The sequence below is a fragment of the Brachybacterium sp. GCM10030268 genome, from assembly GCF_042666305.1.
GTDB lineage: Bacteria > Actinomycetota > Actinomycetes > Actinomycetales > Dermabacteraceae > Brachybacterium.
Genome location: NZ_JBHTCW010000012.1, coordinates 23,026 through 37,561 on the forward strand (window position 1 = coordinate 23,026; position 14,536 = coordinate 37,561).

15 protein-coding genes are annotated in these 14,536 nt (G+C 71.6%); 7 read left to right on the forward strand and 8 right to left on the reverse strand.

Annotated elements, in window-relative coordinates:
* Positions 1-6: 6 nt before the first annotated feature.
* The 6 genes from ACFQRD_RS14445 to ACFQRD_RS14470 form a co-directional block, all read right to left on the reverse strand.
* A complete protein-coding gene (locus ACFQRD_RS14445) occupies positions 7-1,035 on the reverse strand; it encodes an aldo/keto reductase (RefSeq protein WP_377019521.1) in 1,029 nt (342 codons plus the stop codon).
* Between the two features lie 90 nt (positions 1,036-1,125).
* Positions 1,126-1,821 (reverse strand): hypothetical protein, encoded by a 696-nt coding sequence (locus ACFQRD_RS14450; protein WP_377804635.1) that lies wholly within the window; start codon positions 1,819-1,821, stop codon positions 1,126-1,128.
* Between the two features lie 379 nt (positions 1,822-2,200).
* Complete coding sequence (locus ACFQRD_RS14455) at positions 2,201-3,400, reverse strand: carbohydrate kinase family protein (protein ID WP_377804637.1); 1,200 nt, start codon at positions 3,398-3,400, stop codon at positions 2,201-2,203.
* Complete coding sequence (locus ACFQRD_RS14460) at positions 3,400-4,221, reverse strand: carbohydrate ABC transporter permease (RefSeq protein WP_377804639.1); 822 nt, start codon at positions 4,219-4,221, stop codon at positions 3,400-3,402. The genes ACFQRD_RS14455 and ACFQRD_RS14460 overlap by 1 nt, the downstream gene beginning before the upstream one ends.
* The gene (locus ACFQRD_RS14465) at positions 4,218-5,114 is read right to left on the reverse strand and encodes a carbohydrate ABC transporter permease (RefSeq protein ID WP_377804641.1); all 897 of its coding nucleotides are present in this window, start codon (positions 5,112-5,114) and stop codon (positions 4,218-4,220) included. Before ACFQRD_RS14465 ends, ACFQRD_RS14460 begins: the two co-directional genes overlap by 4 nt.
* Before the next feature lie 7 nt (positions 5,115-5,121).
* Complete coding sequence (locus tag ACFQRD_RS14470) at positions 5,122-6,492, reverse strand: extracellular solute-binding protein (RefSeq protein ID WP_377804643.1); 1,371 nt, start codon at positions 6,490-6,492, stop codon at positions 5,122-5,124.
* Positions 6,493-6,628: 136 nt separating this feature from the next.
* Between ACFQRD_RS14470 and ACFQRD_RS14475 the strand changes: the two genes are divergently transcribed.
* The 4 genes from ACFQRD_RS14475 to ACFQRD_RS14490 all read left to right on the forward strand — a co-directional run bounded on the left by ACFQRD_RS14475 (position 6,629) and on the right by ACFQRD_RS14490 (position 10,990).
* Entirely contained in the window at positions 6,629-7,399 is a 771-nt protein-coding gene (locus ACFQRD_RS14475; RefSeq protein ID WP_377804645.1) for a DeoR/GlpR family DNA-binding transcription regulator, read from the forward strand.
* A complete protein-coding gene (locus ACFQRD_RS14480; protein WP_377804647.1) occupies positions 7,396-8,802 on the forward strand; it encodes a 6-phospho-beta-glucosidase in 1,407 nt (468 codons plus the stop codon). Before ACFQRD_RS14475 ends, ACFQRD_RS14480 begins: the two co-directional genes overlap by 4 nt.
* Positions 8,803-8,986: 184 nt before the next feature.
* Positions 8,987-10,615: a M81 family metallopeptidase gene (locus ACFQRD_RS14485; protein ID WP_377804649.1), complete on the forward strand. Its 1,629-nt coding sequence runs from the start codon at positions 8,987-8,989 to the stop codon at positions 10,613-10,615.
* A gap of 15 nt (positions 10,616-10,630) precedes the next feature.
* Positions 10,631-10,990 (forward strand): TraR/DksA family transcriptional regulator, encoded by a 360-nt coding sequence (locus ACFQRD_RS14490; RefSeq protein ID WP_377804651.1) that lies wholly within the window; start codon positions 10,631-10,633, stop codon positions 10,988-10,990.
* A gap of 28 nt (positions 10,991-11,018) precedes the next feature.
* Here the strand turns inward: ACFQRD_RS14490 and ACFQRD_RS14495 are convergent, their stop codons facing one another.
* Entirely contained in the window at positions 11,019-11,690 is a 672-nt protein-coding gene (locus tag ACFQRD_RS14495) for a TetR/AcrR family transcriptional regulator (RefSeq protein ID WP_377804653.1), read from the reverse strand.
* Positions 11,691-11,776: 86 nt separating this feature from the next.
* Between ACFQRD_RS14495 and ACFQRD_RS14500 the strand changes: the two genes are divergently transcribed.
* Genes ACFQRD_RS14500 through ACFQRD_RS14510 form a run of 3 tightly spaced genes read left to right on the forward strand, consistent with a single transcriptional unit; the run spans position 11,777 to position 13,648 of the window.
* Positions 11,777-12,472: a DUF899 domain-containing protein gene (locus ACFQRD_RS14500; protein WP_377804655.1), complete on the forward strand. Its 696-nt coding sequence runs from the start codon at positions 11,777-11,779 to the stop codon at positions 12,470-12,472.
* A gap of 34 nt (positions 12,473-12,506) precedes the next feature.
* The gene (locus ACFQRD_RS14505) at positions 12,507-13,076 is read left to right on the forward strand and encodes a dihydrofolate reductase family protein (protein WP_377804657.1); all 570 of its coding nucleotides are present in this window, start codon (positions 12,507-12,509) and stop codon (positions 13,074-13,076) included.
* Positions 13,073-13,648: an SRPBCC family protein gene (locus ACFQRD_RS14510; RefSeq protein WP_377804658.1), complete on the forward strand. Its 576-nt coding sequence runs from the start codon at positions 13,073-13,075 to the stop codon at positions 13,646-13,648. The genes ACFQRD_RS14505 and ACFQRD_RS14510 overlap by 4 nt, the downstream gene beginning before the upstream one ends.
* Before the next feature lie 57 nt (positions 13,649-13,705).
* Here the strand turns inward: ACFQRD_RS14510 and ACFQRD_RS14515 are convergent, their stop codons facing one another.
* The gene (locus ACFQRD_RS14515; RefSeq protein ID WP_377019538.1) at positions 13,706-14,467 is read right to left on the reverse strand and encodes a GntR family transcriptional regulator; all 762 of its coding nucleotides are present in this window, start codon (positions 14,465-14,467) and stop codon (positions 13,706-13,708) included.
* Between the last annotated feature and the right edge of the window lie 69 nt (positions 14,468-14,536).

Below are 14,536 nucleotides of genomic sequence, written 5' to 3' on the forward strand. Positions count from 1 at the left end.
GCGGCGTCACCACCGCGGGTGGATGGACTCCCGCAGCAGCTCCTCGTAGGTCTCGCGGACGGCCGTGTCGAAGCGCTCGAGCACGTCGGCCTGCTCCGCGGTCGGCTCGCTGCCGGCCGCGGCGTTGCGCTGGGCCTGCTCACCGGTGCTGGCACCGGGGATCGCGGCGGTCACGCCCTCCTGGCCGGTGATCCAGCGCAGCGTCGCCTCGGGCAGGGGCATCGCGCCGTCCAGCGCCTGCTCGAGGCGCGCGACGGCCTCCAGGCCGGTCTCGTACTCGACGCCGGAGAACGTCTCGCCCTGGTCGAAGGCCTCGCCGTGACGGTTGAAGCTGCGGTGATCGTTGCCGGCGAAGGTGGTCGACGGGGAGAACTTCCCCGTCAGCAGACCCGAGGCCAGCGGCACCCGGGCGATGATGGCCACGCCCTTCTCGCGAGCAGTGGGCACCACCTCGTCCAGGGGCTTGAGGCGGAAGGGGTTCAGGATGATCTGGATCGAGGCGAGGTGCTCGCGCTCGAGGCTGATCAGCGCCTCCTCGCAGGTCTCGACGCTGACGCCCCAGGCGGCGATCTTCTTCTCGCCGACCAGCGCATCCAGCACGTCGAACACGCGGTCGTCGCGGTAGATCTCCGGCGGCGGGCAGTGCAGCTGGACGAGGTCGAGGGTATCGGTGGCGAGGTTCTGCCGGGAGCGCTCGATCCAGGAGCGCAGGTTCTCCTCGGTGAAGGACTCCGGCGCGAAGGGATCGGCGCGGCGCGAGGCCTTGGTGGCGATGAACAGCGGGGCCGACGAGGACCCGGCCTCTCCGGCGAGCGCCGCGGCCCGCTCGGGCAGACCGCCCACCAGGCGCTCGCTGCGGCCGTCACCGTAGACGTCGGCCGTGTCGAAGAACGTCACGCCGGCCTGGAGGGCGGCCTCGAGCACCGCGTTCGCGGAGTCGTCGGAGACGTCGCCCCAGTCGGCGCCGATCTGCCAGCAGCCCTGGCCGATCACGGACAGCGGACGGCCGAGGCGAGACGGGGTTCTGTACTGCATGGACATCGGTGACCTCACATATCGGGTAGCCGCCGAACGGCGACGGAGCGGATGCTCACCAGTGTTCCAGAACTCGACGTCGGCGGAGTATCACGACGGAGGGCCGACCGGGAGGACACGGGCGATGACGACCTCTGCGGCGAGTTCGGACACTGCGATGTCGAGCTGTGCCCGAAGAGCTGCGGCTGCGGCGAGGTTGAAGGACTCCGCCGGAGCGCATTCGACGGTGAACTCGTCGGCGGCGGACGGACGCCGGAGGATCTCCTCGAGGCGACGAGCTGCTGCGACGGCGTCAGCGAGGTCCTGGCCACGATGGTTGCCGAGGTCGTCGACCGGCTCGGGCTTCCCTTCCCCGGTGACCATCGCTTCGGTGACCAGGAGGTCCGCATCGCCGTCGTGGAACCGCTCGAGCAGGACGGTTGCGGCGACGGCACGTGACGCTGTCGCCGCGACATGGGAGAGCAGCCACGTCAGCTGCGCCAGCCCGGTGGCAAGCGAGCCGGATCCGGCACCGGCGCTCCAGGAACGATTGCCCTCGCCGGTGCGGGCGCGGCCAAGGTCCTGCCATCCGTCACCGGAGACGGAAGGAATCGGCACCGACAGCGGCGATTCGATCGCGAGCGCGACGCGCCGCCCATTCCGGAGAGCAGCTCCCATGTATGCCGCAAGCTCCGACGGGTCGTCGGTGCCATGGGCATCGCCGGACGCGTCGGCCCAGGCGAAGCCGCCCGGCCTGCGGATCGACCCGATATCGACACCGATCACGAGCGTTTCGTCATGGGCCATCTGCTCATCCTCGCGCGGAAGCACGGTCTGCCGCACCATCAATCCGGAACGCCGGCGTCACCGACAGGCCGGGCCGCACCGGGTGCGGGCCCGACGGGCCGCTTCCCGCTCCCCGCGGACGGCCGTCTCCTCTGCCTGAAGCTGGCCGAGGGCCGGCCCGGGATCTGTGACGCTGCGGCCCCCGCCGGCCCCGACGGCCCCCACCGTCGGCTGCCGGCTCCCGCAGCGGATCCGATCCCGTGGCCCGGCCTCGCGTCCCCTCGTGACCCGCACCCAGTACCGGGAATCTACGGGTCCCCTCGACGCAGCGCGATGGGGTGAACTCCCCGGTCAGACTCCCCGTGGAGAACTCCCCGGGGAGAACTCCCCATGTGCCGCCTCAGTGCTTGCCGGCGTCCGAGCGCAGGGCGAAGGTGCCCTGCGCCCGTCGGCGGCCCTGCACAGGGCGGTCGGGGACGATGCCGTCGAGGAAGCGGTAGCCGTCGCGGGTGTAGGCGGCGCGCAGGTCGCCTCCGTCGGCCGCGTCGGTGAGCTGGCGCCACCAGTCGGTGATGTCGCCCCAGCCGGGGGCGGCGAGGGATCCGCCGAACTGCTGGACGGCCAGGGCGGAGCACAGGGAGGCGAACTTCAATCGCTCCGGCAGCGGCCACTGGGCCAGCGTGCCCAGCACCATCGAGGCGGCGAAGACGTCGCCCGCGCCCGTGGTGTCCGTGGCGGTCACCGGAACGGCCGGGCAGTAGGCCTCCTCACCGGTGGAGCCGTCGATGGCGTAGGTGCCGGCGGCCCCGTCGGTCACCACGGCGAGCGGGACGATCTCGGCGACGGCGCGCACCGCCTTGTCGGGGCTCTCGGTGCGGGTGTACGCCATGGCCTCCAGGGCGTTGGGGGTGAAGGCGTGGCAGTGAGCCAGCGGGGCGAGGTCCGCCCGGTCCCAGCGTTCGGTCTCGTCGTAGCCGATATCGGCGAAGATCAACGAGCCGCGGCGGGCCAGATCCGCCCACCAGCCGGTCTCCCCCGCCAGGTCGACCACGGCGGCGCGGGCGGCGGGCGCTCGGGCGATCAGGCTCGAGAGCGGTTCGGGCAGATCGTGGCCGTGGGTGACCATCGCCCGGTCACCCTGGGTGGCGACCGACGCGGTCAGCGGCGAGTGGAAGTCGGGGAAGCGGCGCGAGGCGGAGAGGTCGATGCCCTCCTCGTGCGCCATCGTGTGCCACATCCAGTCGGCGTAGGCGTCGTCCCCGAAGCCGGCCACCAGCCCGGTGCGCAGGCCCAGGCGGGCGGCGGCGACGGCGAGGTTCGCGATGCCGCCGGGGCTGGAGCCCATGCCCTTGGACCACAGCTCCTCGCCGGGCCGCGGCAGTCGCTCCAATCCGGTGAAGACGATGTCGAAGAACACCGTGCCGGACAGCAGCACGTCCAGCGGCGGGTCCCCGTCCTGGCGTGTGCTCGCCAGCGGGTCCCATCCGGCGGCCGCGTCGCGGGCGGCGATCTCCTCCGGGGTGGTCGGGCTCGCGGGTGCGGGGCCCTCGGGCCGCGTGGGCTCGGGCCGGGTCGGCTCCGGGGTGGGGTTCGGGGTCATCACTTGACGGCTCCTTCGAGCATTCCGCGGATGAAGTGTCGCTGCAGGACGAGGAACATGATCACCATCGGCAGGGCGACGATGACGGCGCCTGCCGAGAGCAGGGCGAGTTCGGCGGTGTACTGGCCCTGGAAGTTCGCCAGGCCCAGCGGGGCGGTGCGCAGGCTGCCGCCGGGGGTCATCACCAGAGCGATGAGGAACTCGTTCCAGGTCCACATGAACGCGAGCACGATCAGCGTGGTCACGGCGGGGACGGAGGCGGGGACCACGATCCGCAGCAGGGTGCGCACGGGCCCCGCGCCGTCCAGGGCCGCTGCCTCCAGAAGCTCCTCGGGCAGGGTGCGGAACTGCGCGCGCAGCCAGAACGTGCCGAAGGCGACGGACTGGGCGATCTGCGGCAGGGCGATCGCCGCGTAGGTGTCGGTCAGCCCCATCGCGCGCAGGTCGAAGAACAGCGGGATCACCACGGCCTCGGCCGGGATCATCAGGCCCAGCAGGAACACGTAGAACAGCAGCGTCGCGCCCGGGAAGCGCATGGTCCCGAAGGCGTAGCCGGAGAGCACGGAGAGGACCACGGCGGCGCTGACCACGATCGCCGCGACCACGAGCGAGTTGGCCAGGGAGCGGCCGAAGCCGCCTACCTGCCAGGCCTCGACGAAGTTCTCCGGGTGAAGGTTCCAGAATCCTCCGTCGGCCGCATCCGCCCCGATCTGCGGGGAGAAGGCGGTCAGCAGGATCGTCAGGATCGGGGTCAGGGCGAAGACGGCGAACAGCACCAGCACGACGTAGTTCATCGCGCGTTCGGCGGCGGAGACTCTCATCGTGCCTGCTCCCCTCGCTCGCCGATCCGGGTGACGGCCACGTTGATGGCGAAGACCAGCACGGTCAGCACGATGGCGACGGCGCTGGCCGAGCCCACCTCACGCAGCTCGAAGGCCCGGAAGTAGACCTCGTAGCTGGGCACGGTGGTGGCGTTGCCCGGACCGCCCGAGGTGGTCATGTAGATCAGGTCGAACGTCTTCAGCGCCGCGATGATCGTCAGCACCAGCGAGACCACGATCTCGCCCCGGACAGAGGGCAGCGTGATGGCGAAGAACTCCCGCAGCGGGCCCGCGCCGTCGAGCCGGGCCGCCTCGAACAGGTCGTTGGGGATCCGGCTCATCCCGGCCAGAAGCAACAGCATGACCAGGCCCATCTGCAGCCAGGTGCCGATGAGGCCCACGGCCGGCAGCGCCGCGCCGGGATCACCCAGCCAGCCGCGGGCCAGCTCGTCCAGCCCCACCGCCCGCAGCGCCTGGTTCAGCGGTCCGTTCGGGGAGTAGATGTTCCGCCACGCCACGGCGACCACGACCAGCGCGATCACCTGGGGCAGGAAGACCACGGTGCGGAAGAAGCCCATGCCGCGCACCTGGCCGCGGCGCAGCACGGCGGCCAGGACCAGGCCGATCACCAGGGGCAGCCCCGAGTAGAACAGGATCAGCCCCAGGGCATTGCCGATGGCGGCCCGGAACGCCTCGTCCCCGATCAGGTCGGTGTAGTTCTGCAGCCCCACGAAGGTGGACGGGCCGAATCCCGGCCATTCGTAGAGGGAGAACTGCGCCGCCCGCACCAGCGGGTACAGGGAGAACGCCGCGTAGACGACGAAGGCGGGCAGGATGAAGAGGTAAGGGGTCGCGCGCGAGCGCACGACCGCCGACGGGGCCTTTCTCGGCATACGCCGCTCAACCCTCCGCGGTGAACTCGCCGTAGTCGGCCTGCAGCGCCTCGGCGGCGGCCGACGGGTCGCTCTGCCCGCCGATGACCTCCTGCAGTGCGGCCCCGGCGGTGTCGGCGAACGACGGCGTCGCGTAGTCCAGGTACGGCAGCAGCACCCCGTCGTTCGAGACGGCATCGAAGGCTTCGTAGGCGTCCTTGTTGACCCCTGAGGCCGGAGCGAGCTCGGCGGTGCGCAGCACCGGCATCCCGCCCTTCTCGGCGATCAGCTCCATCGCGGTGTCGCTGGTGATGTACTCGATGTAGGCGGCGGCCGCGTCGGGGTTGGCGGCCTGGGCGGGGATGCCGAAGGGCAGGCCGGTACCGCCGGTCGTCGCGACCGTGCCGTCGGCCCCGGCGGGCGGCGCCATGAAGCGCAGGTCCTCGCCCATCACGGCCTCCATGTCCGGGGCGAGCCAGGAGCCGCCGATGAGCATCACACCGGTGCCCTCGGTGAACTCGGCCCACGCGGTGTCGTAGGCCAGCCCGTTCGGGGAGTCGCCGAAGGCGCCGCTGCTCGCCCAGTCGGCGAGCTGGGTCAGCGCCTGCACGTTGGCGTCGGAGGTCCACTCCGCGCCCGCGTTGCCCATCGCCAGGGTCACGATCTCCTCGGCGGGCACGAACTGTGCCTGCAGCGGGCCGAAGACGTGCAGCGCCGGCCACTGCTCGAGATTGCCGAGCACGAGCGGCTGCTCCCCGGCGTCCTGCGCGGTCTGGACGAGCGCGAAGAGATCATCCCAGGTGGCCGGGGGCTCCGCACCGATCGCCTCGAGCTTCGCGGCGCTGTAGTAGATGCCGCACACCTCGCCGGTCTGCGGCAGGCCCCACAGGGACCCCTCGCCGAAGGTGACGGCGTCGCTCGAGTAGCGTGCCTTGGACAGCACGGAGGCGGGGAACCGGTCCTCCCAGCCGTAGGCCTCGGCGTAGCCGGAGAGGTCCATCAGCTGGCCGGCCTTGACGAACTCACCCATGTCCCCGCGGGCATTGTTGACCTGGAGGACGTCGGGCACGTCGTTGCCGGACAGCGCCAGGCCCGTCTGCTGCTGGAGGTCGTCGAAGGACTGCGAGACCCGGTCGACGGTGATATTGGGGTACTCCGACTGGAACGACTCGATCAGAGCGGTGATCGCGTCGTTCTGGGCACCGCGCACCTCCTGGTCCCAGACCTTCAGGGTGATCTCCCCCATTACCGCCGGGTCGGTCTCGACGTCGCTCGCGGCCGGGCCTCCCCCGCCGTCGCTGCCGGAGCCGCCGCCGGAGTCGGAGCCGGGGGCGCAGGCCGCGAGGAGGCCGAGGCCTCCGGCAGCGGCGCTGGAGCCGAGGAAGGTGCGTCGACGCATGGGGTCCTCCAGAGGTAGCGGGCGGCAGCGCTCGGGCGCTGTGGCACAGGACACCCATCATGACATGAAGTGCGCGATTCTGCAGTGCCATGTTCGAACCTGCATGAAGATGCTCGAAAGGTGCTACGGTGACGCCATGCTGAGTGAGGAGCGCCACGAGAGCATCGTCGCCACGGTGCGTCGTCGTGGCTCCGCCACCGTCGGCGGCCTGAGCACGGATTTCGGGGTCTCCGAGGCCACGATCCGGCGGGACCTCGACCTGCTGGCCGAGGCCGGGGTGCTGCGCCGGGTCCGCGGGGGTGCGACCGACGTCCACAGCAGCATCCGCCCGGAGGCCGACGAACGCCCCTTCGCCGATGTCGCGGCCACCGCCCCCGCCGCCAAGCGCCGGATCGCGGAGAAGGCCGTCGCCCGGATCGAGGACGGTGACGTGATCGCGCTGGACATCGGGACCACGGTCGCGTCCATGTGCCCGCTGCTGACGGGGCGGTCCCTCACCGTCGTCACCGCGTCCCTCGCGGTCGTGAAATCCCTGGCGGAGGCGCCGGGGATCGACATCGTCGTCCTCGGCGGGCTGCTGCGCCCGAACTATCAGTCCCTCGTGGGGACCCTCACCGAGGCGGCGCTGCGCCAGGTGCGCGTCGATGCCGCCTTCCTGGGCACCTCGGGGGTGCGGGCCGACGGCACGGTGCTGGACTCCACCCCCAGCGAGATCCCCGTCAAGCGCGGCCTGCTGTCCGTCTCCTCCTCCGCCTACCTGCTCGCGGACCACTCGAAGTTCCCCGGTTCCGGCTTCCTCGAGGTCGCCCCGCTGGGGCGCTTCACCGCCCTGATCACCGACCGCTCCCCCCGTCCCGAACAACTTTCCCTCCCCGAGGGGGAGGACCTGGAGGTCCTGCTGCCATGAAGCTGACGATCCTGGGCGGGGGCGGCTTCCGCGTCCCGCTGGTCTACGAGGCCGTCGCCACCGGCGCCACCGGCCTGCACGTCGACGAGATAACCCTGCAGGACGTCGACCCCGGGCGGCTGCGCACCATCAGCGCCGTGATCGAGGGGCTGCGGGAGCAGCTGGTCGCACAGGGGCGCACCACCCGGCCGCCGGCGCTGACCGTGACGACCGAGCTGCGCGAGGCGGTCGCCGGCGCCGACTTCGTCTTCAGCGCCGTGCGCGTCGGCGGCGCCGAGGCACGCACCATCGACGAACGCGTCGCCCTCGACCTGGGCCTGCTGGGCCAGGAGACCATCGGCCCCGGCGGTCTCGCCTACGCGTTGCGCACCATCCCCGTGGCCCTGGACATCGCCCGCACCGTCGCCGACGCCGCCCCCGGGGCGTGGGTCATCAACTTCACCAATCCCGCCGGGATCGTCACCGAGGCCATGCGCACCGTCCTCGGCGATCGCGTCGTGGGCATCTGCGACACCCCGATCGGGCTGGTACGGCGGGTGGGCCGTCTGCTGGGCGTCGACCTGGTCGGCGGCGAGCGCGGGGCCGACGTGGACTACGTGGGCCTGAACCACCTGGGATGGCTGCGCTCGGTGAGCGTGGACGGCCACGACCGCCTGCCCGGCCTGCTGGCCGACGACTCGGCGCTCGAGGAGATCGAGGAGGCGCGCCTGATCGGGAAGGACTGGGTGCGGGCCGACGGGGCGCTGCCGAACGAGTACCTGTACTACTACCTGCACACCTCCTCGGCGCTCGAGCGGATCGTGGGCTCGACCAGCACCCGGGGCGAGTTCCTCGCCACGCAGCAGGGCGATTTCTACGGCGCGGCCGCCGAGGGATCGTGCTGCTCCTCGCCGCTGGAGATGTGGCGCTCCACCCTCCACGAACGCGAGGCCACCTACATGGCCGAGTCCCGGGACGAGGAGCGCCGCGAGGAGGACGTGGCCGGGGGCGGGTACCAGGAGGTGGCGCTGCGCCTGATGACGGCGATCGCCACCGGGCGCAGCGAACGGATGATCCTCGATGTCGGCAACGTCCCCGCCGGTCACGAGGCCGACCCGGTCTCCCGCCGGATCGTGCCGGAGCTCCCGGCGGACACCGTTCTGGAGGTGCTGTGCACCGTGGACGGCGACGGCGTTCACCCCCGGCCGGTGGCACCGGTGGAGCTGGGACGGCTCGGGCTGATGTCCTCCCTGCGCGCCGCCGAGCGCTCCATCCTCGAGGCCGCCGTGACCGGCTCGCGCCAGGCCGCCTGGCAGGGATTCTCGACCCATCCCCTGGTCAGCTCGCCCACGCTCGGCGCAAGACTGCTGGAGGGCTACATCGCCGGCCACCCGCAGATCGACGCGCTGCTGACGCGTCGCTGAGGCGGTCTCGAGCGGGGCCGGGGCGTCCGCGCCCGTGGTCGGCACCCGGCCCGACGCCGGCCGCGCGGCCGCCCGAGACCATGTCGAGACCGTCCGTCCCGGTCGTGACCACCTGTGGCCGGCTCACGGCGGACCTGCAAGGATGAACGGATCCCTGACAACCGCTTACCCCGGGAGTTCCCCCATGACCCAGACGACGCCGACCCCGACCACGGCCTCACGACCGCGCATCGGCATCGCCGGGATCGCCATCGAGTCCTCGACCTTCACCCCGTACCGTTCCTCCGAGCGCGACTTCGAGGTCCGGCGCGGCACCGAGGAGGTGCTGGCACGGTTCCCGTTCTTCAGCGGCGCCGTCGACCCCGGATCCGCCCCCGGGCCGGCGTCCGGCGCCCCGGCCGGGACCCCGTCGGCCAGCGGGCAGGCGCTGCGGGAGGCCGCCGAGTACGTCGGCGTGCTGCAGGCCCGGGCCCTGCCGGGCGGCCAGCTGGTGCGGGACGATTACGAGGGCTGGAAGCGCGAGATCACCGAGGGACTCGCCGCGGCGCACGCCGAGGCACCGCTGGACGGGTTCTTCTTCGACATCCACGGCGCCATGAGCGTGGAGGGGCTGGATGACGCCGAAGGAGACCTGATCACCGCGATCCGCGAGGCGATCGGTCCCGACGTCGTCGTCGGCACCGCGATGGACCTGCACGGCAACGTCTCCGAGACGCTGTTCGAGGCGTGCGACCTGCTCACCTGCTACCGCCACGCCCCGCACATCGACGCCTGGGAGACCCGGGAGCGCGGACTGCGGGATCTCGTCGAGACCTGCGCGCGGGTCAGGGCCGGCGGCGCCCTCCCCCACAAGGCACTGGTGCACGTGCCGATCCTGCTGCCCGGGGAGAAGACGTCCACCCGCATCGAGCCGGCCAAGTCGCTGTACGGGAGGATCCCGGCGATCACCGAGCGTGAGGGCATCACCGACATCTCGTGCTGGATCGGCTTCGCCTGGGCGGATCAGCCCCGCTGCCAGGCGGCGATCGTGGCCTACGGCGAGGATGCGGATGCCGTCGACGCCGCGGCCCTCGAGCTGGCCACCGCGCTGTGGGAGGTTCGCCACGACGTCGATTTCGTCGCCCCCGCCGCTCCCTTCGACGAGTGTCTGGACCGTGCGATCACCTCGATCGCCCGGCCGTTCTGGATCTCCGACTCGGGCGACAATCCCGGCGCCGGCGGCGCCGACGACACCACGTACTGCCTGGCGCGGCTGATCGCCCGCGAGGAGATCCGCTCCGGGGAGGTCAGCGCTCTGATGGTGGCCCTGGCCGATCCCGCGTCGGCCGATGCCGCGACCGAGCTCGGAGTCGGCGGGCGCGGCGACTTCCTGGTCGGAGGGCACATCGATACCCGCGAGCCCGGCCCGGTCGCGCTGCGCGCCGAGGTCGAGGCGCTGGACGAGACGACTCAGACCGGCCGTGCCGCGCGGCTGCGCGTGCTGGATGGGGACCGGCCGACGGGCCTGAGCGTGGTGGTCACGGCACGCCGCTCGCAGTGGGCACGCCAGGGCATGTTCGAGCGGCTGGGGATGTCCATGACCGGCTTCGACGTGGTCACCGTGAAGATGGGCTACCTCGAGCCGGACCAGTACGAGGCGGCGGCGGACTGGATGCTGGCGCTCACCCCGGGCGGCGTGGACCAGGACCTGGTGCGGCTCGGTCACCAGCGCATCCAGCGCCCCATGATCCCGTTCGACGCGGAGATCCCCGCGCCCACCTCGGCGTCCGTGGTCAGCGCCGCGGGGCGAGAGATCTCGTCGCCGCGGCCGTGAAGGGCCGAGGCACCGATGGTCCATGAGGACCCGGAGCTCCGCGCACGGCTCGCCGCGGAGGCCGAACGCACCGCTGAGCGGATCTCCGCCCTGGAGCGCGATTACGGGGCCATCGTGGACGGCATGCAGCTGAGCTCCACCGATGACGAGCATGATCCCGAAGGGTTCACCACGGCCGTGGACCGCTCCCGGACCAGTGCCCTCCTGGAGACCGCCCGTCACCAGCTGGCCGAGGTGCGCAGTGCCCAGGAGCGCATGGCCGCCGGGACCTACGGCCGCTGTGAGGTCTGCGGCGAGGCGATCCCCCGCGGGCGGCTCCTGGCGCGGCCGGCGGCGCGCACCTGCGTCGAGTGCGCGGACCCGAGCCGTCGCTGACCGGCGCGTCGGCCGCCTCCGGAGAGAGTCACCGAATACCGGCGATGATGTCGTCGACCACGCGCTGTGCGACCGTGGACGCCACCTCGCAAGGTGCGCCCCGCAGCGGGCCGTGGACCATCAGCTCCGCGCACCCGTGCACAGCCGACCAGCAGGACAGCTCCGCCCCGTCGCGGCGGTGCGCCGGCAGCACCCCGGTGCGCACGCACTCGTCGAGCGCGGCCAGCAGCTCGGCGAACGGCGGGACGTCCTGGAGCTCCACCTCCCCGGCCGGGTCGAGCGCTGCATCGTCGGCGGCACCCGCTTCGGCCCCGTCCCGGGCGCGCTCGCCGAAAAAGGCCAGTTCGAACCATCCCGGCTCCTCGATCGCGAAGTCGATGTACCCCAGGCCCACACCGCGCAGTCTCGCCAGGGCCGCCCCCGCCTCGTCGTCGCCGTCCTCGTCGCCGGAGCAGCCGTGCCGCGTCCGCGAGCGCATGCGCTGGACCATGCGCGCCTGGATCTCGCCGGAGAGCGCGACCATCAGGGCGTGACGGTCACGGAAGTGGCGATAGGCAGCCGCCGGAGAGACCCCGGCGCGGCGGGTCACCTCGCGCAGCGACAGAGCGGAGGGACCCTGGTGGCGCGAGATCTCGAGCCCTTCGGCCACGAGCGCAGCCCGCAGGTCGCCGTGATGATACGGCCGCGATCGCTCCACCACTCTTGACGCCCTCCTGAAGGAAGTTTACGGTGTTCACACCAATGTGGATGGTGTTCACATGCACTGTATCCCTCCCGAGGAGCGTCATGACGACGAATCCCGCCCCGTTCCCTCCCGTCACCGATGCCGAGACGTGGCGCCGCGAGCTCGACCAGCTCCGCGCCCGCGAGAAGGCTGCGACCCGCGAGCTCGACGCGATCGCCGCCCAGCGTCGCCGCCTGCCCATGGTCGAGCTGCCCGAGTACACCCTGATGTCGAAGGACGGCCCGGTGCGCCTGGTCGACGTCTTCGCGGGCCGTTCGCAGCTGATCACGTACCACCACATGTGGTCCCCCGGCTCGGAGTGGCAGTGCGGGGGCTGCACGTACTTCACCTCGCAGTTCACCCGCCTGGACTTCCTGGACCGGTACGACGCCCGCTTCGTCGTCGTCACGCAGGGCCCGATCGACGAGGCCCTGGCCTACCGCGAGAAGGTGGGCAACGAGATGGAGTGGTACTCCACCGCCGACAGCTCGTTCGGGGCGGACGTGGACGCCCCACCCGGTGGGGGATTCGCGGTCAACGTGCTCCTCCGCGACGGGGACCGTGTCTATCGCACCTGGCACACCACGGGCCGAAGTACCGAGCAGCTCTCCCACACCTTCGCCCTGGTGGACCTGCTGCCGTGGGGCCGGCAGGAGCCCTGGCAGGACTCCCCCGCGGGCTGGCCCCGTTCCGAGACCTACGACAGGTGGCTGGACTCCCCCGACGTCGCCGCCCTCTACGGGAGGACACCCTCATGAGCGCCGTCCGGACGGGCCCCGCCCCGGGAGCGCCATGCGTTCGCTGATCCTCACCCAGAACATGACCGCCGACGGCTCGGTCGAGATGCTCGATGACTGGTTCGACCCCAGCGAGCAGGACCCCGAGATGCTCGAGCTCACCCAGCGCGACAGCGCCGAATGCGATGCGATCGTGCTGGGCCGGCAGACGTTCGAGGACTTCCGCGGGTACTGGCCCCAGCAGAGCGACGACACCACGGGGATCACCGACGAGCTCAACGCCCTCGCCAAGTACGTCGTCAGCACGACCATGACCGACCCTGGATGGCAGAACTCCACGATCATCGACACCGACCCCGTCGCCGCGGTCCGGGAGCTCACGCAGCGATCCGGTCGATCGATCTCCCTGACCGGCAGCATCACGCTCAGCCACACCCTCATCGCCGCCGGTCTCGTCGACGAGTACTGCCTGTGGACCTATCCCTACGTCCAAGGACGCGGCCGGCGGCTGTTCCCCGACGGCCACCGTGAGCGCCTTCGCCTCACCGAGCACCGCTCCTTCGCCACCGGCGTCACCTACACGCGCTGGTCTTCCGCCACACCCCTGGAAAGGAACGAGTCATGACCGAGCCCACCGCCGCACCGACCGCCCCCACCACACCAGAGGCATCCACCACGCCGGAGGCCGAGCGCGGCCAGCATGGCGACGCCGAGGTCCGCCTCGTCGCCCACCGCGTGGTGAAGGCCCCGCCCGGCGAGGTCTTCGCCCTGCTCACCGACCCTTCCCGCCACCACGAGACGGAGCCGACGGATTGGGTGCGAGGCGCCCTGGACGGGGCTCCGGAGCGGCTGACCGCGGCGGGCCAGGTGTTCGGCATCGAGATGTTCCACGTCAACGCGGGCGGGCGCTACGAGATGCACAACCTGGTGACCCTCCTGGAGCCGGAGCGCGCGATCGCCTGGGAGCCGTCCCAGTACGGCGCCGACGGCACGCTGCAGGGCGGCGGATGGATCTGGCGCTACGATCTCGAGCCCGTCGCCGAGGGCACTCGCGTGAGCCTGACCTACGACTGGAGCGCCACCCCACCGGAGGTCGCCGCAGCCATCGGCGGCATGCCGGCCGTCGGCCCCGATCATCTCGAGGCCTCCCTCGCCTCCCTCGCCGAGACCGTGGAGGGCGACTCACGCGCCGCCTGAACTCACCCCGGCCTCCTCGCCGGGGTGTGGCGTGCCCGCTGCCCGTGCGCCGGCCTCTCAGGAGTCGACGAGGGTGACCTCGAAGGAGTACCGCGAGGCGCGGTAGACGTGGTACCCGTACTCCACGACGCCGCCGTCATTGGCGAAGGACTTGCGCTCCATGGTCAGCAGGGCCGCGCCGACCTGCTCGTCCAGCAGCTCGGCGTGCTCCTCGTCAGCGGTGGTGGCGCCGATGCGCTCCTGAGCGAGGACGGAGATCACGCCCATCTCGCGCAGGGAGGCGTAGAGGCCGGTGGCGGCCAACGACTCCCGCGAGGGCGCGATGCGTTCGGGCAGGGTGTTGCGCATGACGGCCAGGGGTTCGTCGTCGGCATAGCGCACGCGCAGCAGGTCGAGGACCTGCTCGCCGGGGCGCAGCTGGAGCCGGTCGGTCGCTTCGACCGACGGGCGGCCGATCCGGTACTCGATGATCTCGGTGCGGGGGTCCTTCCCGGCGGTGCGCAGGTCGTCGTACAGGGAGGTCAGCGCGACCTGCCGGTTCACGGGGGCCTGGATCACCTGGGTGCCCACCCCGCGCTTGCGCACCAGCATGCCCTTGTCCACGAGCTCCTGGATGCCCTGGCGCACCGTCGGGCGCGAGAGCCCCAGCCGTTTGGCCAGGGCCATCTCGTTCTCCAGGCGGCTGCCCGGGGGCAGGCCTCCGGTGCGCACGGCGTCCTCGATCGCGGAGGCGAGCTGGAGGTACAGCGGCTGGGTGCTGTCGCGGTCCACGGTGAGGTCCAGGACGAACGGACTCACCTCGGTGCTTCCGGTGTCCATGGGTCTCTCCTTCGTGCTCGCAGGCATGTCACGACATACCGTCCAGGGACTCCAGCATAGGGACCACGG

Excerpts from the sequence above, each read along its gene's own strand:
- ACFQRD_RS14445 (WP_377019521.1), bottom strand. The coding sequence starts at position 1,035 with ATGCAGTACAGAACCCCGTCTCGCCTCGGCCGTCCGCTGTCCGTGATC.
- ACFQRD_RS14450 (WP_377804635.1), bottom strand. The coding sequence starts at position 1,821 with ATGGCCCATGACGAAACGCTCGTGATCGGTGTCGATATCGGGTCGATC.
- ACFQRD_RS14455 (WP_377804637.1), bottom strand. The coding sequence starts at position 3,400 with ATGACCCCGAACCCCACCCCGGAGCCGACCCGGCCCGAGCCCACGCGG.
- ACFQRD_RS14460 (WP_377804639.1), bottom strand. The coding sequence starts at position 4,221 with ATGAGAGTCTCCGCCGCCGAACGCGCGATGAACTACGTCGTGCTGGTG.
- ACFQRD_RS14465 (WP_377804641.1), bottom strand. The coding sequence starts at position 5,114 with ATGCCGAGAAAGGCCCCGTCGGCGGTCGTGCGCTCGCGCGCGACCCCT.
- ACFQRD_RS14470 (WP_377804643.1), bottom strand. The coding sequence starts at position 6,492 with ATGCGTCGACGCACCTTCCTCGGCTCCAGCGCCGCTGCCGGAGGCCTC.
- ACFQRD_RS14475 (WP_377804645.1), top strand. The coding sequence starts at position 6,629 with ATGCTGAGTGAGGAGCGCCACGAGAGCATCGTCGCCACGGTGCGTCGT.
- ACFQRD_RS14480 (WP_377804647.1), top strand. The coding sequence starts at position 7,396 with ATGAAGCTGACGATCCTGGGCGGGGGCGGCTTCCGCGTCCCGCTGGTC.
- ACFQRD_RS14485 (WP_377804649.1), top strand. The coding sequence starts at position 8,987 with ATGACCCAGACGACGCCGACCCCGACCACGGCCTCACGACCGCGCATC.
- ACFQRD_RS14490 (WP_377804651.1), top strand. The coding sequence starts at position 10,631 with ATGGTCCATGAGGACCCGGAGCTCCGCGCACGGCTCGCCGCGGAGGCC.
- ACFQRD_RS14500 (WP_377804655.1), top strand. The coding sequence starts at position 11,777 with ATGACGACGAATCCCGCCCCGTTCCCTCCCGTCACCGATGCCGAGACG.
- ACFQRD_RS14505 (WP_377804657.1), top strand. The coding sequence starts at position 12,507 with ATGCGTTCGCTGATCCTCACCCAGAACATGACCGCCGACGGCTCGGTC.
- ACFQRD_RS14510 (WP_377804658.1), top strand. The coding sequence starts at position 13,073 with ATGACCGAGCCCACCGCCGCACCGACCGCCCCCACCACACCAGAGGCA.
- ACFQRD_RS14515 (WP_377019538.1), bottom strand. The coding sequence starts at position 14,467 with ATGGACACCGGAAGCACCGAGGTGAGTCCGTTCGTCCTGGACCTCACC.